General features: G+C 67.3%; 20 protein-coding genes. 7 read left to right on the top strand and 13 right to left on the bottom strand.

Annotation, left to right across the window (positions count from 1 at the left end):
- Window positions 1-53: 53 nt before the first annotated feature.
- The 7 genes from IB225_RS13620 to IB225_RS13590 all read right to left on the bottom strand — a co-directional run bounded on the left by IB225_RS13620 (window position 54) and on the right by IB225_RS13590 (window position 6,297).
- Entirely contained in the window at window positions 54-494 is a 441-nt protein-coding gene (locus IB225_RS13620; RefSeq protein WP_192311738.1) for a hypothetical protein, read from the bottom strand.
- A 3-nt stretch (window positions 495-497) separates the two neighbouring features.
- On the bottom strand, window positions 498-704 hold the full coding sequence (locus IB225_RS13615) for a PspC domain-containing protein (RefSeq protein WP_192311737.1): 207 nt from the start codon (window positions 702-704) through the stop codon (window positions 498-500).
- A 42-nt stretch (window positions 705-746) separates the two neighbouring features.
- Window positions 747-1,079 carry a DUF5329 domain-containing protein gene (locus tag IB225_RS13610; protein WP_192311908.1) on the bottom strand — a complete coding sequence of 111 codons (333 nt, stop codon included), beginning with the start codon at window positions 1,077-1,079 and terminating at the stop codon, window positions 747-749.
- A gap of 44 nt (window positions 1,080-1,123) precedes the next feature.
- A complete protein-coding gene (locus IB225_RS13605; protein WP_192311736.1) occupies window positions 1,124-2,194 on the bottom strand; it encodes a class III poly(R)-hydroxyalkanoic acid synthase subunit PhaC in 1,071 nt (356 codons plus the stop codon).
- Window positions 2,191-3,582, bottom strand: coding sequence for a class III poly(R)-hydroxyalkanoic acid synthase subunit PhaE (phaE, locus tag IB225_RS13600; RefSeq protein ID WP_192311735.1), 1,392 nt, complete (start codon window positions 3,580-3,582; stop codon window positions 2,191-2,193). The genes IB225_RS13605 and phaE overlap by 4 nt, the downstream gene beginning before the upstream one ends.
- A 68-nt stretch (window positions 3,583-3,650) precedes the next feature.
- Window positions 3,651-4,265, bottom strand: coding sequence for a CDP-diacylglycerol--serine O-phosphatidyltransferase (pssA, locus tag IB225_RS13595; RefSeq protein ID WP_192311734.1), 615 nt, complete (start codon window positions 4,263-4,265; stop codon window positions 3,651-3,653).
- A 196-nt stretch (window positions 4,266-4,461) separates the two neighbouring features.
- Entirely contained in the window at window positions 4,462-6,297 is a 1,836-nt protein-coding gene (locus IB225_RS13590) for a D-(-)-3-hydroxybutyrate oligomer hydrolase (protein WP_225583750.1), read from the bottom strand.
- A gap of 134 nt (window positions 6,298-6,431) precedes the next feature.
- Between IB225_RS13590 and IB225_RS13585 the strand changes: the two genes are divergently transcribed.
- The 3 genes from IB225_RS13585 to IB225_RS13575 all read left to right on the top strand — a co-directional run bounded on the left by IB225_RS13585 (window position 6,432) and on the right by IB225_RS13575 (window position 9,781).
- Window positions 6,432-7,199 carry a 3-hydroxybutyrate dehydrogenase gene (locus tag IB225_RS13585; protein WP_192311733.1) on the top strand — a complete coding sequence of 256 codons (768 nt, stop codon included), beginning with the start codon at window positions 6,432-6,434 and terminating at the stop codon, window positions 7,197-7,199.
- Between the two features lie 10 nt (window positions 7,200-7,209).
- Window positions 7,210-7,875 carry a response regulator transcription factor gene (locus IB225_RS13580; RefSeq protein ID WP_192268965.1) on the top strand — a complete coding sequence of 222 codons (666 nt, stop codon included), beginning with the start codon at window positions 7,210-7,212 and terminating at the stop codon, window positions 7,873-7,875.
- Window positions 7,876-8,371: 496 nt separating this feature from the next.
- A complete protein-coding gene (locus tag IB225_RS13575; protein WP_192311732.1) occupies window positions 8,372-9,781 on the top strand; it encodes a hypothetical protein in 1,410 nt (469 codons plus the stop codon).
- A 31-nt stretch (window positions 9,782-9,812) separates the two neighbouring features.
- On the opposite strand, the gene IB225_RS13570 is transcribed toward IB225_RS13575, so the two are convergent.
- From IB225_RS13570 to IB225_RS13560, 3 genes are all read right to left on the bottom strand, one after another.
- Complete coding sequence (locus IB225_RS13570) at window positions 9,813-10,301, bottom strand: 8-oxo-dGTP diphosphatase (RefSeq protein ID WP_192311731.1); 489 nt, start codon at window positions 10,299-10,301, stop codon at window positions 9,813-9,815.
- Between the two features lie 95 nt (window positions 10,302-10,396).
- Window positions 10,397-13,738 (bottom strand): PAS-domain containing protein, encoded by a 3,342-nt coding sequence (locus IB225_RS13565; protein WP_192311730.1) that lies wholly within the window; start codon window positions 13,736-13,738, stop codon window positions 10,397-10,399.
- Between the two features lie 111 nt (window positions 13,739-13,849).
- Window positions 13,850-16,069 (bottom strand): TonB-dependent receptor, encoded by a 2,220-nt coding sequence (locus IB225_RS13560; RefSeq protein WP_192311729.1) that lies wholly within the window; start codon window positions 16,067-16,069, stop codon window positions 13,850-13,852.
- Window positions 16,070-16,239: 170 nt separating this feature from the next.
- Between IB225_RS13560 and IB225_RS13555 the strand changes: the two genes are divergently transcribed.
- The 3 genes from IB225_RS13555 (at window position 16,240) to IB225_RS13545 (ending at window position 21,111) form a co-directional block, all read left to right on the top strand.
- Complete coding sequence (locus IB225_RS13555) at window positions 16,240-17,643, top strand: GntP family permease (RefSeq protein ID WP_192311728.1); 1,404 nt, start codon at window positions 16,240-16,242, stop codon at window positions 17,641-17,643.
- 98 nt (window positions 17,644-17,741) lie between these two features.
- Window positions 17,742-19,616, top strand: a complete 1,875-nt coding sequence (locus IB225_RS13550; protein WP_192311727.1) for a DUF1800 domain-containing protein — start codon at window positions 17,742-17,744, stop codon at window positions 19,614-19,616.
- Between the two features lie 7 nt (window positions 19,617-19,623).
- A complete protein-coding gene (locus IB225_RS13545) occupies window positions 19,624-21,111 on the top strand; it encodes a DUF1501 domain-containing protein (RefSeq protein ID WP_192311906.1) in 1,488 nt (495 codons plus the stop codon).
- 30 nt (window positions 21,112-21,141) lie between these two features.
- Here IB225_RS13545 and IB225_RS13540 read toward each other — a convergent pair whose 3' ends face one another.
- Together IB225_RS13540 and IB225_RS13535 are read right to left on the bottom strand one after the other, a co-directional pair.
- Window positions 21,142-22,284, bottom strand: a complete 1,143-nt coding sequence (locus IB225_RS13540) for an NAD-dependent epimerase/dehydratase family protein (RefSeq protein ID WP_192311726.1) — start codon at window positions 22,282-22,284, stop codon at window positions 21,142-21,144.
- Between the two features lie 486 nt (window positions 22,285-22,770).
- The gene (locus tag IB225_RS13535) at window positions 22,771-23,136 is read right to left on the bottom strand and encodes a hypothetical protein (RefSeq protein ID WP_192311725.1); all 366 of its coding nucleotides are present in this window, start codon (window positions 23,134-23,136) and stop codon (window positions 22,771-22,773) included.
- Window positions 23,137-23,395: 259 nt separating this feature from the next.
- Here IB225_RS13535 and IB225_RS13530 point away from each other — a divergent pair, with 259 nt between their 5' ends.
- Complete coding sequence (locus IB225_RS13530; RefSeq protein ID WP_192311724.1) at window positions 23,396-24,268, top strand: SGNH/GDSL hydrolase family protein; 873 nt, start codon at window positions 23,396-23,398, stop codon at window positions 24,266-24,268.
- An 83-nt stretch (window positions 24,269-24,351) separates the two neighbouring features.
- Here IB225_RS13530 and IB225_RS13525 read toward each other — a convergent pair whose 3' ends face one another.
- A complete protein-coding gene (locus tag IB225_RS13525) occupies window positions 24,352-24,651 on the bottom strand; it encodes a hydrolase (RefSeq protein WP_192311723.1) in 300 nt (99 codons plus the stop codon).
- Window positions 24,652-24,722: the final 71 nt, after the last annotated feature.

Here is a 24,722-nt window from a genome sequence, read left to right as displayed (position 1 = left end):
GGTTACTCCTGCCGACGTCCGCAACGAGTGAAAACACTGCAACCGTCCGTCGGTCAGCCGCCCGGCCACCACCCTTTGCCCGTCAGTGCGTAGCGATCCGCTGCGCGCTCGAACGGATTGCGCACGCTGACGCCGCCGCATAGCAGGTAGACCGGCAGGAACAGCGGCCCCAGCACCATGTACTGGTAGACGTGCGCGCGCTCGTGGTCACCCAGCCGGATGCGCGGGTGCTGCGTGTGACCGGCGCGGTGCTCGTAGGTGATGCATTCGGACTCCAGCGTGTCGCCGGTATGCAGGATGCTGTTGCCGAAGGTGATCGCGCCGCCGGGACCCCAAGGCCAACGATGGAAGACGAGTGCGAAATCACGCCGGCTCCACTCAGCGCGCGCACCGAACGCCATGCCTGCGGCGCCGGCCAGCAGGCCGATCAGCGTGTTGGGCACCGCCCAGACGACGCCGAGTACGCACGCGATCCACAGTCCTGCCGGCGCCATGGATCAATCCTGTTCGTTGGGCATCAGCAGCCAGAGGATCAGGTAGACCAGGATGCCGGGGAATGCGGCCGAGGCGATCGACACGATCACGAAGATCACCCGCAGCAGCGTGGCGCTCCAACCATAGCGGTGCGCGATGCCCCCCATCACGCCGGCGATCATGCGGTCGTTCAGTGAGCGCGAGAACGGTTTGGACGCAGTATTGTTCATCGCCTGCCACTCCCCTCGGTTGTCCGGCCCGAGTCTAGCGCGTCAGCGACCGGGCGCACCTGAACCGCGCGACGCGTCCAGCTTCGCCTTGAACCACACGGCGGCCGGCTGCGCCGGCTGGCCGGGACACCGTACCTGGTAGGCACGCCCGCTGATGCTGCTCTTGCTGGCGGCGCGCTCGATGAACTGCTCTGCGGTGTCGACGAGGTTCTTCTTCAACAGGTAGTCGTACTTGCGTTGCAGGTGCTTGCGTGCTTCTTCGCGCCCGTGCCACGTGCCGTTGCGCTGGAACTCGCACGACGACGTGGAGAGCGCCTCCATCAGGCCCTGGATCTCGCGCCGGGCCTGCGCGGATGGGGCCGCCTGCACCGACATGGACAGCAGCAGCGACAGGACGACTGCGGTGGCGATGCGCGCGATCACCGTGTGCGCTGGCCCAGCCAGTGGTGGATCGCCGTCGGCACCTCGCGCTGCGCGCGGCTGGAGACGTAGATGCCGATATGCCCGCCCTTGAAGCTCAGCTCGGTGTAGTCGGACGTTCCCACGACATCTTTCAATGCGCGCGAGGCATCCGGCGGCACCAGATGATCCTGTTCGGCGTAGATGTTCAGCACCGGCATGTCGACGAAACCCAGGTCCACGGCTTCACCGCCGATCTCTATCCCGCCCTTGATGAAGCCGTTGCGCTGGTAGAACTGGGTAATGAACTGCTTGAACGCCTCGCCCGCCAGGTCCGGCGAATCGAAGATCCACTTCTCCATGCGCAGGAAGTCCTCGATCGCACGCTTGTCGTCGAGGATGTCGACTAGCCCCACGTACTTTTGCAGGTTCAAGCGGAACGGCTTCAGCATCAGGTAGCAGGCGTTCATCATGTCGGCGGGCACGTTGCCCAGCGCATCGACGAACAGGTCCACATCGAGTTCGCGTGTCCAGTGCGACAGCATGTTGTCCGGGGTGTGGAAATCCACTGGCGTGACCATGGTGATCAGGTTCTTGACCTTCTCGGGGTGCAGCGACGAATAGCACAACGAGAACGCGCCGCCCTGGCAGATGCCCAGCACGTTGACCGCCTCACGGCCACTGCTGTCGCGCAGGTGATCCACCGCGCCGTCGATGAAACGATTGATGTAGTCGTCAAGTTCGAGGAAGCGGTCGGAGCGGTCCGGGTAACCCCAGTCGATGACATAGACGTCCTCGCCCTGCGCCAGCAGCCCCTTCACCAGCGAGCGGTCGTGCTGCAGGTCCACCATGTACGGACGGTTGACCAGCGCATAGACGATCAACAGCGGGATCTTCGCCGTTGGCGCCTTCTCGCCGATGAAGCGGTACAGCACGACCTTGCCGTCGCGCCAGACTTCCTGCTTCTGGGTGGCGCCGTAGTGGACCTCCTCGACCTCCGGCAGCGTATGCAGGCCGGCGGAGAGTTTCTGCGTCAGCGTGGAGGCTTCCTGCGCCAGGGCTTCAGCGCTGAAGTTGAGCGGTCCGTTCATTTGCCTTTACCCCGCTTCGTCTTCCTGTCGGCACCCGGTGCTTCGACGACCGCACCACGCGTGGCATTGCGCGCCACCCAGTCCTTCATCGAGACGACCGACATCGTTTTGGCGATGGGTGCAGCGGCCTTCTTCGGCGCTTTCGGGGCAGCGGCCTTGGCCGCCGTCTTGGCGGCCGGCTTCTTGACCTTGGTCGGCTTGCGCGCGGCCGGTTTGGCCGCTGCAGGCACGCGTTCCTGCTTGGTGGCAGCCGGTGCTGCGGCGGCTACCGCGCGTCGCACACGCTTCTTGGCTGCCGTCTTCTTGGCCGCAACGCGCTTCTTGGGCGCGGCCTTCGGCGCCGGTGCCGGCTTGCGACGGGCGGGCGGACGCTTCTTCGCCGCCTTCGGCTTCGCCGGTACAGGCGCTGTCGGCGGCACTTCAGCGACAACGGGTGCTTCCACCGGCGCAGCAGCGCGAGTCGCCGGCGCACGCCGGGCGGGCGCCGCCTGCGCGCGCGTCAGCTTGCGTAGCGCGCGCTCCAATTCGGCGATCTTGCGATGGGCGGAATCGACCTCCGTCCGCGTCGGCATGCCGAACTGCGAACAGACCTGCTCGACTTCGCGCTGTACACCGAGCCTCAACCGGGCCTGCGCGTTCGCCAGACCGCCATAGGCATGGCGGAAATCGCTGGACATGGCCACCTGCGCGTACGCCTCTTCCGCGGCATCGATCCACAGGTCGAACAGCGCACGTGCGTTCTGCAACTGGCGGCCCGGCTCGGCGTGTTCTTCAAGCTTGCGCTCGAACCGGGTGAAGGCGTCCTGCGCCACCTTGAGCATCAGCTGGTCGTACTCGCCGACCTGCCGCTGGTAGTCCTGATACGCCTGTCCGAGGTGCTGCCAGCGTTCCTGGTGCTCCCGCGACAGGCCGAAGGTCGGCAGGTGCATCCAGCGATCGCCATCGCGCTGCAGGTTCTCCAGCCACGGGCGTACCTGCTGGATCCAGCCGTCCAGCCCATGCGCGCCGCCCTGCATGTGGCGGAAGATGTCCGCGAACGGATTGTGGGCCGGTGTGGGATCGGCCATGCCGAGCGCGGAGCGCCAGGCGCTGCCGATGTCGGTGGCGTCATGATCGCGCCCGGTGAACTTCGCGGCGACCTGCTGCATCTGCCCGAACCACTGGCTGGCCTGGCGCTGGAAGCGGCCGACGGCCTCATCCACCTGCGGCTGCCCGCCGGGTACCAGCTTCGACCACCAGTCGACCGTCTGCTGCCAGCCCGGCGCGCTGCCTGGCATGGACATCGCGGGTGTCGCGCCGGCCTGCCGCAGGGCGTCGCCCCACAGGCTCCAGTACTGCTGGGCCACCGATTCGAAATCGCCCGGCCACGGTGGAACGGAATTTGCCATGTGTCCTCCCTTCCCGACCGATTCTAGCCGCGGCTGGCGGCGCGTGCATGACGCGCCTCGCCTCACGGTCAAGGCTTGGGAATACGCAGTGTCTTGCTGATCATCAACGTACCAGACGCGGCGTACAGCAGCACCAGCGGATGCAGCAGCCACGGCCCCAGCTTCACCGCACCCAGCCACAGCGCCGGACCCACGTGCCCCAGGTAGGCGGCGATGGCGAGCAGGATCACCAGCAACAGGCTGGTGGGAATCGGCGTGCCCTCGAAAAACTTCACCTTGTCGCCGCCCTCGGCCAGTGACTCGGCGGTGACGTTGTAGCGCGCTAGCCGGCTGACCCCGCAAGCGACGAAGTACGACAGCACCAGCCAGTCCCAGCCGCCCTGCATGCCGCAGGCATAGGCCAGCGCCGCCGGCGCCACGCCAAAGGAGATGACATCCGCCAGCGAATCGAGCTCGCGCCCCAGCACCGAGGCCTGGTTACGCCAGCGCGCCACGCGCCCGTCCAGCGCGTCGAAGATGAAGGCCAGCGGGATCAACGCCATGCCGATCATCAAGTCGCGCAGGATGCCCTCCTGCAGGAAGCGCATCGACGCGAAGATCGCGCCGGTGCCGCAGAACGCGTTGCCCAGCGTGAACCAGTCGGCCAGCTGGAAGTCGCGGATCATCGAGAAATGTCGGGACATGGCGGCACGCGTGACCAGGGACGGCCTACAGGGTAAGCCGAACCGGGTGAAACCGTCGTGGGTACCCTGTTTTTCTGGTGTGGGAGCGACGTAAGTCGCGATCGAACGAAGTCCGGATGGATGGAATCCCTCCAGATGCCTCCCGCAACACCGACGATCCGTTCGCGACTTACGTCGCTCCCACAACCACCATCCGCTACCGCGGAATCGCCAGCTGGCTCGCCTCCACGCTGCCCGTGCCGCGCGGCTGCGCACTGATCAACGCATTGGCGGGCAGCTCGCGGCTGCCATCCAGCGTGGCGTTGACCTGGTCGAGCGCGGCGTAGACATACGGCAGCAGCGGCACGTAGCGCGCGCCGTACGCCGGCAGCGCCAGGAAGCCGTCGAAGTGCTGCGCATGGCGCACCTGCCAGTAGCGCACGTCCGGATTCGCCGCACGCGCGGCCGCCACGTACGGCGCGCTGGAGAACGCCGGCGGCACCAGGCCGTCATCCAGGCCATGGATCACCACCACCGGGCGACGCGTCTTCGGGAAACGCGCCGCCGTCTGCGCGATCCCGGACTGCACGCGGCGCGCGTCGTCGCCACTGCCGGTCTGCAGGGCACGCAGGCACTGCAGCCCTGGCAGGGTGAAATCCGGCGGCGCGAGCTTCGTGTCGACGATGCCGACCCCCGCCCCCGGCGGGATGCCACTGCCTTCGGACCACCAGGCAGCACGTTCGGCCGCCGTGGCTGTGCGCGCGGAGAAGTCGGCGTTCTGCGCGGAGAACGCGAAGCCGCAGGGATGCTCACCCACGCCATAACGCCCGTACGCCGACGCATACGTCACCGCGACCGCGCGCCACAGATCGAAGCCCACGCTCAGCGCACCGGCCACCAGCGCCTCGTCCGTCCAGCCGTTGGCCTTCAGTTGCGCGTGCGCGGATGCGGCTTGTGCCTTGGCGTCCGCGCCGGTCACCAGACCCGCCGCTTTCAGCGTGGCGCAGCGCGCCGTCCACAGCGGTTCGACCTGCGCGCGCAGCGGCGGCTGCGGCAGTGACGCCGCCGGCAGGTCGAGCAGCGCGCACGGCATCAGCAGCGCGGCTTCGGTCGTGTAGTCGTACAGCGAACGCGCGCCGGGCGCATCGGCGGCATAGATGTTGGGTTCGCCGGCGACCACCGCATCCAGCCAACCGCCTTCCTCTTCGCTGGCGCGCAGCACGGCGCCACCGCCATTGGAGATGCCGACCGCGATGACACGCGTGTTGTCGAAACGGAACGGCGCCGCCTGCGGAAAGGCCTCGTCCAGCGCGGCCAGCGCGAACTCCGCCGCCTGCTTCACGTGCCGACCCCAGTCGGCCTCCGGATTGTCCTTGGAATGCGCGTGCTTGACCGCCACCCCGCTGGCGCCGACCGGGGCGTCGGGCGCGAACGCCAGCGCATCGGTCCCGAGTGCACCGACCGTGCCGTCTTCGCGCGCACCACGCTGTTCGTCCAGATCGAAGTAGTCCGTCCCCGCGCCCTTGTCGGTGTAGGCCACCGCACAGCCCTTCGGCAGCGCCCACGGTGCGGCGACGGCGATGGCGCCGTATACGCCACGCGAGCCGGACGACGCAGTGACGACGATGCAACGCTTGGTCGCATCGAAGCTGTCCGGCACCTGCACCAGTACGCGATGCGGTTGCGTGGCACCGGCCACCTTCGCCAGCGCCGAGTACTCGCGCCCCGGCACGCCGGCCACGCTGCCGTAGGCCTGGCCATAGCCACCCGTCAGCGACAGGTCGGCGATGCCGCGCCAGTTCGCCCAGATCGCGCGACGACGCAGTTCGGCCGGCGTCGGGTTCGCGGGATCGGCGAATGCGGGCGCCGCCATCGCGCGCAGGCCGTCGAGGCCCAGGCCGGCGGTGAGCAAATCGTCGTCGCCACGATGCTCGGTGACGCGCTGGGGCTGGATCATGTGGGCCACCGCTTCAGGCTTGGGCGGCGTGCTGCTGCAGGCGGCGAGTGCCGCGCCGAGCAGGAGGCCGCAGGAAATGCGCGTCGTCGCGTTCATGCGTGGAAAGCGTCCAGGGTTCCGGTCAGTGCCACGAAACTACCCTCCGGGGAAAGCGCCGTCATCGTACTTTGGTACCACGAACCGCGCGCGGCTGCCTGCTACGCTAGCGACGACACGCAGGAGTCCCCCCCATGCAACCTACCCACACCCTCCTCATCACTGGCGCGGCCAGCGGCATCGGCGCCGGCATCGCCGCGCAGTTGGCCGAAGCCGGTCGCCACGTCATCGTCAGCGACCTCAATCTCGACGCCGCCGAAGCGGTCGCCACGCAGATCCGCACCGAAGGCGGCTCCGCCGAGGCGGTCGCGCTGGACGTCACCTCGCAGGACAGCATCGACGCGGCACTGGCGACGATCTCGCGCCCCATCGACGTGCTGGTCAACAACGCCGGTCTGCAGCATGTTTCGCCGCTGGAGGATTTCCCCATCGAGAAATGGGACTTCCTGGTGCAGGTGATGCTGGTGGGCGTCGCCCGCCTGACCCGCGCGGTGCTGCCCGGCATGCGCGAACGCGGTTTCGGCCGCATCGTCAACATCGGCAGCATCCACGCATTGGTCGCCAGTCCGTACAAGAGCGCGTATGTCGCAGCCAAGCACGGTCTGGTCGGGTTCTCCAAGGTGCTGGCGCTGGAAACCGCCGACACCGACATCACCATCAACACGGTCTGCCCCAGCTACGTGAAGACGCCGCTGGTCGACAAGCAGATCGCCGACCAAGCCCGCACACGCGGCATCTCCGAGGCCGACGTGGTCACCCAGGTGATGCTGAAGCCGATGCCGAAGGGCGTGTTCATCGGCCTGGACGAACTGGCCGGCATCACCGCCTTCCTCACCTCGCCCGCCGCGCGCAACATCACCGGCCAGACGATCGTGGTGGATGGCGGCTGGACGGTGCAGTAAGCAACATCGCATGCCCAACCTCCTGATTGCCGACGACCATCCGCTGTTCCGTGCCGCGTTGCGTGGCGCGGCCGCGGACGCCGTGGCGCAGCTGTCGGTGCGCGAGGCCGAGTCGCTGGACGGCGTTATCGCCACGCTGGAAGCGCACGACGACATCGACCTGGTGCTGCTGGACCTGCACATGCCCGGCAACCACGGGCTCGCCGGCCTGGCGGCGATCCGCGCGCAGTTTCCGGCAGTCGCGGTGGTGGTGGTGTCCGCGAACGACGATCCGCGCGTGGTCCGCCGGGCACTGGACCACGGCGCGGCGGGCTATCTGCCGAAGAGCTCGGGACTGGACGAGCTGCGCGACGCGATCCGCAGCGTGCTGGCCTGCGAGCAGTGGCTTCCGGCCTCGCTGCGCGGCGCGGTCGCGCGCTCGCAGTCCTCCGAACACGACACCGAGCTCGCCGGTCGCCTGGCGAGCCTTTCGCCGCAGCAGTTCCGCGTGCTGACCCTGGTGGCGCAAGGCCTGTTGAACAAGCAGATCGCCGATCGTCTCGACGTGCAGGAACGCACCGTCAAGGCGCACCTCTCCGCGATCTTCGACCGCCTGGGCGTGCGCAACCGCACCCAGGCCGGCGTGGTGCTGCGCGAACTGGAACTGGCGGATCCGGCGCGGCAGATCGAAGGCTGAGATTCAACGATCTCTGTCGGCGATGTCGTGATGAGGTCGAATCTGGCGTGGACCTGTCATGTCGCGGCGCGGTCATTTTTTCGCCACCCCGCTTGACAGCATTGCGCCGTAAGGCATGCCGGTGCTTATCCACATGTTGATCGACAGACCATCCACACCGGGTGTGGACAACTCGTGGCCGGGGCCAATCCCACACTGGCCATTTTTTCGCCACCCACCTTGACAGCGTTGCGCTGCAAGGCGTGCCGCGGCTTATCCACATGTTGATCGACAGACCATCCACACGCCCTGTGGACAGTCGGCGGGGGCCCGCGAAACGCGGAGCAGAACACCTTGACAGACGTCCTTCAAAGCACGCGACAATGCGCCAACAGCTCCTGACGCCAAGCACGCGCGATCCGCATCGAGGCGACATCCGGTGGACCTTAGAAAACGAGCTCATCCGGTCCCGTTGACCTTCCTGCCGCACGCAGTCGCGTGCAACACGCCATAGCCGATGGACACCGGACACGACGATGCCCTCTATGCGCGGGGCTTCCTGCTCGGCCCTCCCGGACTTCTGCCGCCGAGGCCCGACTGGGTCCGCATGCAGATCGGAAGACTGGTGCTTTGGCGCGATCCCCGCCTGGAAGTACATGCGGCAGCCGGCGAGAAGGGGCAGGTCTGCATCCTTGGCCATGTCTTCGATATCCGACGACCCGCCCATGCGCCGCAAAGCCTGGTCGAGGAGGCTGCCAATCTCGATCTGGATGCAATGCTGGCTCGATCCGACGGGTGGTCCGGGCGCTTCGTCATCGTGCGTGTTGAAGTAGGAAGCATCCTGATCGCCGCCGATGCCGCGGCAACCCGATCCGTGTTCTATGCCCCCACAGCACCGGATATCGCAGCTTCCCACGCATCCCTCGTGGCGAAGGTCATCGGCGACACGCCCCGCCCCGGGGTGGAGGCGCAACTTGCGCGCCGTGGCATGTATGGCCTGCCCGGCGATGCGACGCTCTGGAAGCACGTACACATCCTGACGCCCAACCAGCTGCTCGATGTCGCGACGGGCGGCCTGACGCGCTTCTGGCCACGGGCAGGACTTCCCGTCTACTCGGTTGACGAGGCTGCCGACAAGGTAGCCGCCATGTTGAGGGCAACCGCACGCGGTCTCGCGCACGCGCGTGACGACCTGCTGTTCTCGCTTACCGCCGGACTGGACAGCCGGACGATGTTGTCCGCGTGCCGGGAGTTTCGAGATCGATTCCACTACTTCACCTACTCCAACGGCAACCACCACCTCGTGGACGTGGACTTCGGCACCGCGGCGGCAAAGCGACTCGATCTGCGCCATATCGTGCTTCCCACGCATGAAGCACTGCCGCGTCAGCTGCGCGAACTGATGTTCCTCAACGCCCCCCGCCCCCACTTCTGGCGCGGCGCCTATGCATACCTCCGGCATTTCCCACCCCGTGCCCTCCACCTGAGATCAAGCCTCGGTGAAGTGGGGCGCTGCTTCTACCGGGACCCGAATCGCTGCTTCCCGCTCCAGCGTGCAAGGGATCTGGCCAAGGGCTGGTGCGGCATGCCCGAGAATCGCGAGCACGACGAAGCGGCCTTCGCGGAATGGGCTGAGCGTGTCGGTTTCTGGCGTGTCGAAGGGATGAACCGGTTCGATCTCTTCAACTGGGAACACAGGATGGGGGCATGGCTCTCCGGGATCGCCGCGGAAAGCGACATCGCAATGGACACCCACGTGGCTTACAACTGCAGGGAGATACTGGAGGCGTTGCTCGCGGTTCCTGTGCAGGCGCGACACGACGGCTCGGTCTTCCTGGAGGTCATCAGGCTCAACTGGCCGCAACTGCTCGACATGCCTATCAACGGCAGGCACGTGCCACGCGATGCCGTGGCAGTAAGTTACTGACATCCCCTCCACACAACTGCGTATCCGATGCCTAGATGCGCGAGAAGTTCCACGACACCATGCGGCCATCGCGGTACGGCATGACGCCGTGGAAGCCGCGCGGATCGTCGTCGAACACCAGCGGCAGGAAGTGGCGGTCGCCATCCCACAGGGGCAGCTCCATGATCTTCTCCACCGGCACCCACTCCAGCGTGCCTTCGGGATTGGTCTCAAACGGCGTGCCGCTGTAGGCGGTGATGACGAAGACGAAGCCCAGCCAGTCCTCGCCGTTCTTGCCGAAGCCCGGCCAGCTGATCGTGCCGCGCAGCGTCATCGCGTCGCAGTCGATGCCGGCTTCCTCGTGGATCTCGCGGCGCATGCCGGCCACGACGTCTTCGTCGCGTTCGATCTTGCCACCCAACCCGTTGTACTTGCCCAGATGCTGGTCATCGGGGCGCGCGTTGCGGTGGATCAGCAGGACCTGCGAACGATCGGGGGACAGCACATAACCGAGCGTGGCGACGATGGGGGTGTAGGGCATGCGAGGGTTCCGGAATGCAGGCGCGCATTCTAGCCTTGGCTGTCGTGGGAGCGACGTGAGTCGCGATGGGCCACCGACAAACCCGGAATCGCGACTTACGTCGCTCCCACACCGGAGACTCTCGCAGAGAGCAATCGATCCAGCACCGACTTCAGCGCCAGCGGCCGCACCGGCTTGGCGAGCAATGGCAGGTCTGCGTCGCGAACCGCGCGGCGCACGGCCTCGGTCTGGTCGGCGGTGAGGATCAGGCAGGGACGAGGGCCATGCGATTCGCGCAGGCGTTCGGCCAGCGCGACGCCGGTGTCGCCGTCGTCCAGGTGGTAGTCGAACAGCCAGAGATCCGCGACCTGCATGCGCAACGCGGCATCCGCCGCCACGCCGTCGCCTGCCGTGGCGACACGACAACCCCAGCCTTCCAGCACCTGCCGCAACGCGGACAGCGCGACCGGATCGTTGTCCACAGCCAGTACATGCCGACCCGCGAGTCCCGGTTTGCCGAATGCCGCCGGGGCCGGCGCAGGCGTCGCCACCCGCGGCAGATCGACCGCGAACACCGCACCGCGCCCCACCCGGCTGCGCAGCGACAGTGGCGCCGCGAGCAGCACGGCGATGCGATCGGCGATCGACAGACCCAGTCCCAGCCCCTGCCCCGGTACGTCGTCGCCGCGACGGAACTCCTCGAAAATCCGGCGCTGGTCCGCGTCGGCAATGCCAGGCCCCGTATCCCACACCTCCACGCGCAGGCGATCGCCGATCCGGCGCACGCCCATCAGCACGCCCCCCCGCACCGTGTAGCGCACCGCGTTGGCGAGGAAGTTCTGCAGGATGCGTCGCAACAACTGCGGATCGGTGTGCACCCACGCGCGCGTCGGCACCATGGCGAACGACAGTCCACGCTCGTTCGCCAGCACGCGGAATTCGGACGCCAGCGGTTCCAGCACTTCCATCAACGGCAGATCGCGCGGCTCCGGCACCAGCCCGCCCGCCTCCAGGCGCGACATGTCGAGCAGCCCGGTCAACAGGTCGGTGGTGGAGTCCAGCGCGCCCCGCACCTGCAACGCGGTCTCGCGCTGGTGCGTCTCCGGCAGCTGCTGCGACAGCGCATCGGTGAAAAGTTGCGCCGCGTGCAAGGGTTGCAGCAGGTCATGGCCGATCGCGGTCAGGAACCGGCTCTTCGCATCGTTCGCGTGCTCGGCTTCGCGCTTGGCGGTTTCCAGCAGCGTGGTGCGTTCGACCACGCGCTGCTCCAGCGTCTCGTTGGCCTGCTTCAGTTCGCGCTCGGCCTGGCGCGAGGCGGTCACGTCGGTGTACGTGGCCACGAAGCCGCCGCCCGGCATCGGATTGCCGCGGATCTCGACGATGCTGCCATCGGGGAACACCCGTTCCGTCAGGTGCGGCGTACCGGCGCGCATGAAAGCGAGCCGTCGCTCCAGCGCGCGCTCGTCATCGCCACGTTGCGGCATGCGGTGCAACGCCCAGCGGGTCAGGTCGGCGATCGGCCGCCCCACCTGCAACACGTCGGCCGGGAAACCGAACATCTGCGCATAGCGCCGGTTCCACGCCACCAGCCGCTGGTCGCGGTCGATCACGCTGATACCCTGGCTCATGTTCTGCAGTGCCGCTTCCAGCACCTGCTGGTTGAAGCGCAGATCCTGCGAGACCTCGCCGACGATGGCAGCGACGGTTTCCAGATCGCCACTTTCGCGTCGCGCCGCATCCAGCAACAGGCGCGCGGACGCCGAACCCAGCACGGCCGCCAGCTCGCGTTCGAGCCGCGCTTCGATCAGTACCGGCACCGGTCCACTGCGCGGTGCGTCGACCAACAGTTCCTCCACCCGCTCACGCGGCAGGAAGCGGCGGCCCGCATCGCGCAGCGTCTTGGCATCGAAGCCGCGACTGTCGGCACGCCGCGGTGCGCTGCCGCGCCAGCCCATCACCAGCAGCGTCACCACCGTGCCGGCGAACAGGCTGACGCCCACCGCACGACCCAGGCGACTCCAGCCGGTGAGCCCGAAGAAGCCGTCAGGCGACAGACCTGCGACTCCGAACGGTCCCGCCTGCAACCAGGCCGGCGCGACGCCGCGTGCATCCATCGTCACCGGCAACAACAACAGCCAGACCCAGACCGCGAAGCCGGCGACGATGCCGGCGATCACCGCGCGCGGCGGCGTCTGCGGCCGCCAGATGGCGAAGCCCAATGCGGGCGCCAGCGTGGCCAAGGCCGAGAACGACACCGCGCCGACGTCGGCGAGCGCGTCGTTGCCGGCGACGAGCCGGCTGTACGCCCATGCCAGCAGCATCACCGCCACGATGCCGACCCGGCGCTGCGTCAGCACGGCCCCGCGCAGGTCGCCGCCGCTGCCGCGCAGCCAGCCACCGCGCAACAGGCCGGGCGCCAGCCAGTGGTTGCCGATCATCAGGCTCAGCGTCAGCGTGCTGACCACCACCATGCCGGTGGCCGCGCTCAGCCCGCCGAGGAAGGCCAGCAGCGCCAATCCCTGGTGACCCTGCGACAGCGGCAGCGCCAGCACGTAGAGATCCGACGGCACCGCGTCGCCGAACATCGCACCGCCGGCACGCGCCAGCGGCAGCAAGGGCGCGGCCATCAGCACCATGTACAGCGGAAACAGCCAGCGCGCGGTGCGCACGTGGCGCTCATCGCGGCACTCGACCACGCCCACGTGCACCTGGTGCGGCAGGGTGAACATCGCCAGCACGCCCAGCGCCACCAGCGGCAGGAAGCCATACGTGGTGGAGGCCGGCGCCTGCACGGGCGCGACCACCGGCAAGTCGGGCAGCCCGAACCAGACGAACAGCCCCAGCGCCAGCATCGCCGCCAGCTTGAACAGCGACTCGAACGCCATCGCCAGGATCAGGCCACGGTTGTGTTCCACCGCGCTCGCACGGCGCGTGCCGAACAGCATGGCGAACACCGCCATCGCCAGCGCCACGTACAGCGCACTGTCCTGCCAGGCGGGCAGCGCGTCGTTGCCGGGCGAGCGCGTCAGCAGCGCGAAACTCATCGCCACGGCTTTCAGCTGCAGCGCGATGTAGGGAATCAGGCCCAGCGCGGCGACCATCGTCACCGTCGCGGCCAGCCAGCCGTCCTTGCCGAGCCGCGTGGCGATCAGGTCGGCCAGCGACGTCGCATTCGACTCGCGCGCCATGCGCACCAGCCGCACCAGCAGGAACGCGCCGAACACGTACAGCAGGATGGTGCCCACGAAGGTCGGCGGCAGCGGCCAGCCGTAGCGCGCCGCCTGCGTCACCGTGCCGAAGAACGTCCACGACGTGCAGTACACCGCCAGCGACAGCGCATAGATGTACGGCCACTGCACCGCCAGTACGCGCGGATGCCGCTCCGCATACAGCGCGGAGCCGAACAGCACGCCCAGCCACAGCAGGCCGGCGAACACCACCATGCCGACGCTCAGCATCCCGTCAATTCCCCGGCGTGGTGCGCATGGCGTGGCATGCGGCGAGCATAACGCAGCAACGGCGGGCTTTCGCCCGCCGTTGCCGTGTCCCCGTCAAGGTCGCCGATGCGCTCAGAAATCGTAGCGCGCGGTCAGGCTGTACTGGCGCGGCGGACCGTAGAAGCCGGTCAGCACGCCGTAGGCGGCGATGTTATAGCCGGTGGTCCGGTACTCCTCGTCGGCCAGGTTGGTGCCCTGCAGCGACAGGCTCCACGCGTCGTTGACCTTCCAGATCACGCCGGCGTTGACCAGGCCATAGCCCTCCTGCTTGATCACCGGGCTCAGGTCCGTGGTCGGCCACACTTCCGACTGGTACGAATAGCCGACGCGCGCGGACAGGTTGCCGCCGTTGGCCAGGTCGGTGCGGTACTCCACATTCAACGCACCGGAGAACTCGGGCGCGTTGGTGAAGTACTGCGTGTCGGCGATGTTGACGCCGCTGCTGAAGAACTCGTCGTACTTCGCATCCAGCCAGGCCAGGTTGCCGCTGATCAGCCAGTTGGCGGTCGGCAGGAACTGGTACTCCACTTCCACGCCATTGACCGTGCCCTTGCCGGCGTTGGTGAAGTCGCCGAAGAAGCTCTGCGAACCGTTCGGCAGCGTGTACGAGGTGAACACCGACAGCTGGATGTCTTCGTACTTGTTGTGGAACGCGGACAGGTTCAGGAACATGCGCTGGTCGAGGAACGACATCTTGCTGCCGATCTCGAAGCTGTCGACCTGCTCGTCATCGAACGGCTCGCCCGAGCGCGGCACCGAGGTGGTGTTGGCGCGGATGTTGTAACCGCCGGACTTGAAGCCGCGCGAGGCCAGGCCGTAGATCATGATGTCCGGGGTGACCTGGTAATCCAGCGAGACCTTCGGCGAGACGTTCTTGAAGTTGACCGTCTTGTCGAAGTTGGCCGCCGTGCCCCACGAGGTTTCGTACTGGTTGTTGGTGTAGAACCGGTTCAACGCGACGGCGTGCTTGTCTTCGTCGGTGTAGCGCGCACCGACATCGAGCTTCAGGCGGTCGGTCAGGTCGAAGGTCCAGTCCGCGTACAGCGCGAGGCTCTTGGTGTTGACCACGCCCTGGGTGTCGCCGAACAGCGGGTTGGTCAGGCCGGTGGCCAGCAGCGGGTTCCAGAAGTAGTTCAGCACCTGGCCACCGGCGTCGCCGTTGAACCAGTACAAGCCCATCACGCCGCGCGCGCGGCCACCGCCGTCGTAGTTGGCCTGCAGTTCCTGGCTGACCTGGCTGTCGCTGTAGAACGCGCGCACATCGACCAGCGGCAGCGGGACGGTATCGAAGTCGATATTGGTCTCGGTATCCGACTCGCGCTTGGCGGCCACGTACTTGAACGCCCAGTCCTCGTTCGGCCGCCAGTTGGCGGTGATCGAAGCGCCCTTCATCTCGGTGTCGTTGATGTTCTTCATGCCGCTACGGATGTCGTAGCGGTCGTCGGTGGGCGGATAGGTCGGGGCCAGCGGATTGGCCGCCAGCATCTTCGCGCCGCGAACGCCGGACTGGTCGTCCATGTAGTCGAACGCGAACTGCACGTCGAAATCATCCTGCGAGTACGCACCCAGCTGCATGCGGACCGCGTTGATCTCCTTGTCGCTGACTTCCTGTCCGGTGTACGTGTTGGTGCCGAAGCCATCGCGATTCATGCTGGCCACCGACACACGGCCCCGCAGGCCGCTGTCCTTGCCGCCGATCGCGCCGCCCAGCGCGGCCTTCACGTCCAGCTGGTTGTAGTTGCCCACGGTGACCGAGGCGAAACCGGTGGTCTCCTGCGGCAGGCCGCGCGAGATGTACTTGATCGCGCCGCCGATGGTGTTCTTGCCGTACAGCGTGCCCTGCGGGCCGCGCAGCACTTCGATGCGCTCCACGTCGAACACGTCCAGCAACGCGCCCTGGGGGCGGGCGATGTAGACGTCGTCCAGATAAATGCCCACGCCCGGGTCCACGCCCCACAGCGGATCGGCCTGGCCCACGCCGCGGATGTAGGCCGTCACGGTGCTGGTGGAACCACGCGCGGCGTAGATGGTCAGGTTGGGCACCTGCGCGTCGAGGTCACCGATGTCCTCGATGGCCATCTTGTCCAGCGTCTCCGCGGTGAACGCAGTGACCGCCACCGGCACGTCCTGCAGGGTTTCCTCGCGCTTGCGCGCGGTCACCTTGACCGAGTCGAGCGTGGTGGCGTTGGTGGCTGGCGACGCGGTGGCCGGGGCGGCGTCCTGCGCCCATGCCAAGGGCATGGACGACAACAGGACACAGCCGATGGCCAGGCTCAGGTGCTTGCGCTTCATGGGTCTCCCCCTCCCGGGTATGACGTTGGCGGCGGACGGATGCCGCCGATTGAAGCGAACACTAGGGGGCGGGCCGCGCGGACGGCATCGTACCTTCGTACAGTGGGACGGGCGGCGCGCCGCTGCCGATACTCGCCGCACTGAAACCGGCCCAGGCCGAGGAGTGGTGGATGTCGTTCCTGATCGTGCTGGCCGCGCTGTGCTTCCTGATGTTCGTGGCCTACCGCGGCTACAGCGTCATCCTGTTCGCGCCCATCGCGGCGCTGGGCGCGGTGCTGCTGACCGATCCATCGCTGGTCGCGCCGATGTTCACCGGCCTGTTCATGGACAAGATGGTCGGCTTCCTGAAGCTGTATTTCCCCGTGTTCCTGCTGGGCGCGGTGTTCGGCAAGCTGATCGAGGTGTCCGGCTTCTCCAAGGCGATCGTCGCCGCGACCATCAAGGTGGTCGGCGCGCAGCGCGCCATGCTGTCGATCGTGCTGGTGTGCGCGCTGCTGACCTACGGCGGCGTGTCGCTGTTCGTGGTGGTGTTCGCGGTGTATCCGTTCGCGGCGGAACTGTTCCGCCAGAGCGACATCCCCAAGCGGTTGGTGCCGGGCACGATCGCGCTGGGTGCCTTCACCTTCACCATGGACGCACTGCCGGGCACGCCGCAGATCCAGAACATCATCCCCACTTCGTTCTTCGGCACCACCGGCTGGGCCGCGCCGGTGCTGGGCACGCTGGGCGGCGTGTTCATCCTGATCGTCGGCATGAGCTACCTGGAATGGCGGCGCCGCGTGGCCGCGCGCAATGGCGAGGGCTATGCCGGCACCGACGAACTGCGCAACGAGCCCGAACCCTTCAAGGGCGACAAGCTCGCCCATCCGCTGGTGGCGATCTTGCCGCTGCTGCTGGTCGGCGTGGCCAACTTCCTGTTCACCCGCTGGATTCCCGGCTTCTACGGCGAAAGCCAGTCGTTCGTGCCCGCGGTGATCGGCAATCCGGCGCCGGTGGTGCAGGAAGTCTCCAAGGTCGCGGCCATCTGGGCCGTGCAGGGCGCGCTGCTGGTCGGCATCGCCTCGGTCATCCTGTTCGCGTGGAAGCCGGTGCTCGCCAGCTTCGCCGAAGGCACCAAGAGCGCCATCGGCGGCGCACTGCTGGCCTCGATGAACACGGCCTCGGAGTATGGGTTCGGTGCCGTCATCGCCGCCCTGCCCGGCTTCCTGGTGGTCGCCAACGCGCTGCAGGCCATCCCGAATCCACTGGTGAACGAGGCCATCTCGGTCACCGCGCTGGCCGGCATCACCGGCTCGGCATCGGGCGGCATGAGCATCGCGCTGGCGGCGATGGCCGACAGTTTCATCGCCAACGCCAATGCGGCGGGCATCCCGATGGACGTGCTGCACCGCGTGGCGTCGATGGCCTCCGGCGGCATGGACACCCTGCCCCACAACGGGGCGGTGATCACCCTGCTGGCCGTGACCGGCCTCAGCCACCGGCAGTCCTACAAGGACATCTTCGCCATCACCCTGATCAAGACCACCGCGGTGTTCGTCATCATCGGTGTGTTCTACGCCACAGGTTGGGTCTGAGCCGCCCAATGGCGTGACCGGCCTGTGCGCGCGGTCGCAAACCGCGTGCTGCTCATGCCCAATACTTCCCGCATTCCGGGGAAGTCAGGGAAATCCGCATGGCGTACTACACCGTCCCGTGGCGTCGGCTTTTCGCGCGCGGCCAATGGCGGCGCAAGACCGTCGGCACGCGTGCCCGCCTCGACGCCCAGGTCCCGGCGAGACCACGGCAGGCTGCACTGCCCAATCTCGATACCCAGGTCCGCCAACGACTGAACCGCCTGTACGGCTGGAAGGGCGGCGAGCGCGCCACCCCCAAGGACACCACGCCGGCACCGCAGGCCGTCGCCGCGCAGAGCGGCGGCCGCACGATGCAGGGTCATTCGAATCCGCAACTGGTGACGATGGCGCCGCCTCCGTTCGCGGTGCGCGTCCTCAACCACCTGAGCTACGGTGCCACCACCACGACCGTCGCCGAGTTCAACGCGCTGGGCAGCACCGACGCGCAGCGACTGGCGAACTACGTGGACTGGCAGCTCGACTGGGACGCGATTGACGACAATGCCGTCACCAACCGCCTGACGACCGCCGGTTACACCACGCTGGGCAAATCGCTGACGCAGCTGTGGGCCGACCACGTGGTGGCCGATCCGGAATACAGCATCCGCATCCGCCCGGCCAACGAAGTGCAGCGTGCCGCATTCGTGCGTGCCGTGTACTCGCGCCGCCAGTTGCGCGAGGTGCTGGTCAACTTCTGGCACGACCATTTCAACGTGCTGGGCAACGACTTCAGCACCGGCCCGGTGTTCGCGCACTACGACCGCGACGTGATCCGCGCCCATGCCAAGGGCAACTTCCGCGCCATGCTGGAGGAGGTCGCCAAGAGCACGGCGATGCTCTACTACCTGGACAACATCAACAACTCGCGCTCGGGCCCGAACGAGAACTTCGCGCGCGAACTGCTGGAGTTGCACACCTTCGGCGCCGAGAACTACCTGGGCTTCATGGATCCGTTCCAGGTGCCGCCGTGCCCGGAAGACCCCAGCTATCCGATCGGCTATACCGACATCGACGTGTACGAGACCTCGGCCGCGTTCACCGGCTGGTCGGCCAAGAACGGCCACTGGCAGTTCCCCTCGGAGAACGACGGCACCTTCGTCTACCGGCAGTCGTGGCACGACGCCGGCCCGAAGTTCCTGCTCGGCATGCTGATCTACCCCGAACAGCCCGCCCTGAAGGACGGTCGTGACGTCCTGGATCGGCTGGCCAGCCATCCGCGCGTGGCCAAGTTCATCTGCAAGAAGCTGATCCGCCGCTTCATCAGCGATACGCCGAAGCAGGCGCTGATCGACAGCGCCGCGGCGATCTTCCGCGCCAACTGGCGCGCGTCGAACCAGATCGAGCTGGTGCTGCGCCACATCCTGACGTCCGATGATCTGTTCAACAGCTTCGGCCAGAAGAACCGCCGCCCGTTCGATGCCGCCGTCGCCGCGATGCGCACGCTCGGCGGCGACTGGACGATCCGCCTGGACCATGGCCGCAGCGGCGACTTCATGTGGCTGTACGGCTTCACCGGCCACACGCCGTACAACTGGCCGGCGCCGAATGGCTACCCCGACACCGGCCTGGCCTGGTCCGGCTCCAACTCGTATGCGATGACCTGGCGCCTGCTGGGCTGGCTGACCGAGAGCAAGGACAACGACGTGCCGCTGCACCCGATCGTCGACACCACGCGCGCCGGCGTGCCAACGGCGAACTGGACGGCGAGCCGGCTGGTGACCTTCTGGTGCACGCGCATCCTCGGCTACCAGCCCGAGGCGGCACGCAAGCAGGCACTGGTCGCCTTCATGGCGCAGAACGGTGATCCCGACACCTACGTCATCGCCGACAACAACGCCTGGCAGGCCGGCGACCTGAAGCGGCACTACAACCACGAGCGCCTGCGCAGCGTGGTGGCGCTGATCCTGATGACTCCCGAATTCCTGAGCCGCTGAGGCCCCGATGACCGACTTCCGACTGACCCGACGCGAATTCGTCAAAGGCTGCGGCGCGGCCGCCATCGTCGGCACCGCCGGCGGCAGCCTGATGTTCGCCGACCCCGTCGACGCTGCCGTCAACAACTACGACACCGTCGTGCACCTGTTCCTGCGCGGCGGCCTGGATGGCCTGAACCTGGTGGTGCCGGTCGACGGCGCGGACCGCGGCTTCTACGAAGAAGCGCGTCCCAGCCTGAAGATCGAGACCAGCGGCGCCTATGGCGCGCTGCCGCTGACGCTGTCCGGCGGCAGTGCCACCGGCTTCGGCCTGCATCCCTCGGCCACCGGCCTGCGCGACCTGTGGAACGACGGCAAGATGGCCATCGTGCATGCCTGCGGCATGGCGACCACGGTGACGCGCAGCCACTTCGACGCGCAGTTGTACATCGACCTGGGAACACCCGGGAAGTACGGCTCGCCGTCGGGCTGGATGACGCGCGCCTGGGAGACGCGACCCAGCGGCACCGGCACCCTGCCCGCCCTGGGCGTGGGCGGTACGCAGCCGGCCGGCCTGATGGGCGCGGTCGAGGCGATGACGATGAGCAGTCCCTCCGACTTCTCGCTCAACACCACGGCGTGGAGCTGGCAGCGCACGCGCGCCGATTCCCCCGCCGGTTTCCGCGGCGTGGCCGAAACGGTGGCCTCGCTGTGGAATGGCCAGACCGGCATGGAGAGCAGCGGCCGCAGCGCCGATGGTGCGCTGCGCCTGATCGGCCAGCAGGGCTACGCCAGCCTGCCCGCCAGCTGGCCGACGGGCAACTTCGCGCAGCAGCTGTGGACCATCGCGCAGACCATCCGCTTCAACCTGGGCCTGCGCTACGCCACGCTGGACCTGGGCGGTTGGGATACCCATGAAGGCCAGGGCACGGCCGGCAGCGGTTACCACTACTACCAGAACAAGATCAACGAACTGTCGGCCGCCCTCGCCGCGTTCTACGCCGAACTCAACGGCACCGGCGAAATGGCACGCGTGACGGTGGTGGTGCAGTCGGAGTTCGGCCGCCGCGTGCGGGCGAACGCCAATGGCGGCACCGACCATGGTTACGGCAACCCGATGCTGGTGCTCGGTGGCCCGGTGAACGGCCGCCGCTTCTACGGCAGCTGGCCCGGCCTGAATCCGGAAACGCTGTCGCCCACCTTCGGCGACGTGCCAGTGACCACCGACTACCGCCGCGTGATGTCGGAGATCCTGATCCGCCGCATGGGCAACGCCAACCTCAGCCAGGTCTTCCCCGGTTACACCGGCTATGCGCCGCTCGGCATCATGCAGGGCACCGACCTGACGCCCACGGCGTCGAGCCGGGCCACGGTCGCCGCACCGATTCCCGCACTGCTCGTGCCGGCCGGATCGTCGGCGGCCACGCCGGCCACCGTCGGGTCCGACCAACGCGTGGTGCCCGACTGGCAGCGCCGCGGTCCGGTGGACCGCATGCTGGTACGACGGGAGCGCTGACGCGCTCCCCTTACCAAGACAGAAGTGCCGTCACGCGCCGCGCGCGTGCCACGCCTTCAGCAGTTCGGTTTCCTTCTCGCGGGTGATGCCCGCATTGAGCTTGGCCTGGCGCTCGGCGGGCAGGCTGCGGAACCACGCCAGCAAATCCTGCACCGTGGTCGCCAGCGGGCGGAAGGTCAGGCCGGCGGCGATCGCACGCTGGTTGCTGACAGACCCATAGCCGGCGTACTCGCTGTCCTTGGACGGCACCCAGATCGGCAGGCCGACCTCCTGCTCTTCCAGGAATTTCGGCGTCACGTGCGTCAGCGTCATGCCGCCGCCGGTGACGGCCTGGCAGCCGTGCAGCATGGCGTCCATCGACAGCGTGTAATCCGGGCCGCAGGCGTTGAAGACGCCGGTGGTCTTCGCTTCGGCCAACCGGATCATCCACTCGCCCAGGTCGCGGCCGTCGATGATCTGGATGGGGTCGTTGCCATCGCCCGGCACCAGGATCTCGCCGCCCTGCGCCACGCGGTGCGGCCAGTAGGTGAAGCGGTCGGTCTCGTCGCGCGGGCCGACGATGTAACCCGGCCGCACGATGGTGACGTTCTTGCCGAACTGCTTGTGCGCCTCGGCTTCGCTCAGCGCCTTCAGCGGGCCATACAGGTTGCCGATGTCGGCACGCAGCGATTCCTGCGTTTCCGCCATCGCGTCCTTGCCCTTGTACTGCGCCAGCGCCGAGGTCTCGGTGATGCCGGGCTTGCTGCCGTCGGCATACACCGAAATGGTGGAGATGAAGAGGTAGTGCCCCACGTTGCCCTTCAGCACCTTGCCGGCATCGCGCACCCAGAACGGCAGGCTGGTGGGGTTGTCGATGCAGACGTCCCACTTGCGGCCCTTCAGCGCGGACAGGTCGCCGGTGTTGCGGTCGCCATGCAGCTGTTCGACATCGGCCGGCCACTCCGGCGACGGCCGCTTGCCGCGGTTGAACAGGGTGACCTTGTGGCCGCGCTTCAGCGCGTACTCGACCTGGAACGGGCCGGTGAAGCCGGTGCCGCCGAGGATCAGGATGTTCAGCGGCTTGGCCGCCTTGCCGACCGGCTTCGCTTCATTGGCGGCGGAGGCGAACGACGGCAGTGCGGCGGCGGCCGCGGCCAGCGCGCCCAGCTTGAACAGGTCACGACGGGTGGTCATGCGAGTGCTCCCCAGCATCGGTCAGGAACGTGACTAGATAGCACCGCGGGCGGCCCCCTACCCCTGCCGGAAGTCGTTGTGACTTCCGTGAACCGCCCGGATCGCGTCATGGGCCACGTCCGCGGGCCCACCGCGGGCCGGGAAATACCCTTCGGCAAGCCTCGGAATGCCGGCCTCCACCCCCGACGTCTTGCGCGCAAGCCCCGGAGAGTCGCCGGCAACACCCTGAGCCTCGCGCGCAAGGCGACGAGGCTTGTCGCGGCAAGCCCCGGCGAGTCGCGGACGAGCCTCAATGTGAGAAGCGCGAGTCTCCGGGACTTGCGGCCGACCCTCGAAGACTTGCGGCCGAGTCTTGGCGGCTCGCACCGCAACACCCAGCAGCTTGCGCGCAAGATCGAAAGACTCGCGCGCAAGGCTCGCGCATGTCGAGGCCGGGAATCGGAGTGTCGCCGGCAAATCTTTCCTGCCTGCGCGCCGGCCTGCGCTTCAGCGCTGGAAGCCGAAATGCACGATCAACTGACCCACGAAGCTCAACAGGCCGAATGCCAGGAGCGTCACCAGGAACAGGCCCGTCGCGACCAGTCCGCGCTTCGCACCACGGGAGCGGAAGAAGTAGTAGGGAAGCGCAATGATGGCGATCAGGATGACCGCGATGTTCAGCCCCTTGCTGCGGCGGTAGCCCGCCCGGGTGCTGTCGAAGTGATACCAGGAAAAGACCAGCAGCGCACCGAGCAGGGTGACCACCACGTCCACCGGACTGCTCTCTGCGGTCGGATAGAAATACTGGGCGGCCATGCCCGCCACCAGCGCCAGCACCGCACCCGCCACCAGGACGATCGACTTCCGGTCCATCCCCTCTCCCTGACACCCTGATCACGCGTCCCGGTGGACGCTCGTGCACGGAGAGTATTCCGTTCGAACGGGAACACGGTCAAACAGCACCCGCTGAACCGCGATCGGCGGGTGGAGACAGGCAACACCGACATGACACGTTTGTCCCGCATCGCAATGCCATTCTTCTCGCGGCGGCCGCCCTCGCCCATCAAGTGCGTTGATCCGATAAGGGGATCCCGACAACAGGAGTTACGCGATGCCCGCTTCGCAGTCATTGATGACCACCCGCCGCGGCGAATTCCGCACGCTGTACCGCGCCCTCGCCCGCAAGCCCGCTGCCTTCGCTTCCACGCCCATCGTGTTCTGCGAAGGCGATTCGTGGTTCTCCACGCCGCTGTCGATGAACCTGCTGGACTGGCTGGTGTTCCCGGCGCCGGAAGACGAGAGGAAAGGCGTGCCGCTGTTCGGTGCCGGCGGCCTGTTCTTCCGCACCGAGGACAGCGGCGACCTGGCGGTGGACATGTTCACCGCGCGCGGCATCCGTGATCTATCGACGTGGTATCGCGGCTTCGAGTTCGACCTGGTGCTGATCAGCGCCGGCGGCAATGATTTTGTCGACAGCTTCTTGCAGACCACGTTCCGCGGCGCCACGCCCATGAGTCCTGCCGCCGCCTTCCAGCGCGTGGTCGATACCGGACGCTACGCGGAGGTGCTGGACCGCTACCGCGCCTTCGTCACCGCGTTCCAGGCCATCCGGCCGAACACCCCGATCCTCGCGCACACCTACGACTACCCGCGCGAGCTGGGCCGGCCTGCGCAGCTGACGCTGGGCAACCTGGGCGCGGCGGCGCTGTTGAAGAAGGGCGTCGGCCCATGGATCGGCAACAAGGTGGCGCACGTGCTGCCGCGGATCGAACAGCAACGCGAATTCGCCCGCCTGCTGATCGACGGCTTCGTCGACCACGTGCTGGTGCCGCTGCGCGACGACCGCACTACCGGCAAGGTCTTCGACTTCGTCGACCTGCGTGGCGTGCTGACCAGCAGCAACCAGTGGTTCGACGAGATGCATCCGACCGGCGCTGGATTCGCGGCGCTGGCGACCAAGTTCCGTCAGCAGATGCGGGCGAAGCTGGAGATCAAGTTGGGGTGAGGTGCTACGCGGCTTCGTAGGATGGGTGGAGCGCAGCGGCTTTCATCGGCGTAGCCGGTCTACCCATAAGGTGAACCCAAGGACTAGACGTCGTCCGCGTTCGCGGGCAGCACATGCCTGCAGTAGCGCCACTCATGGACGGGCTGATCGTCCAGGTAGACATCAGGCTTTGGAAGGAACGCAATGAAACAGTCCTCGATGCCCAGCTCCAAGGCAGATGCTCGCGCGTACTCGGCCCCACCCGAGCTCCAGAGATAGAGCGAACGGCCTTGGCGATGAAGCTCACGGACTCTTTCAACAGCCGAGGGCATGGGGATGCGTTTGGAGCCTACGGAGCGGACAAGGGTGTCGTCCACGTCCACGAACACGATGCCTTCTTTCATATCAATCCTGACCGCTGGGTTGGGCGACGCAATTTGTAGGATGGGTGGAGCCGAAGGCGATACCCATCGCG

It is taken from the genome of Pseudoxanthomonas sp. PXM02 (assembly GCF_014851805.1).
Classification (GTDB): domain Bacteria; phylum Pseudomonadota; class Gammaproteobacteria; order Xanthomonadales; family Xanthomonadaceae; genus Pseudoxanthomonas_A.
The sequence above is the reverse complement of the archived record's forward strand: the minus strand, read 5'-3'. Positions and strand labels throughout refer to the sequence as shown.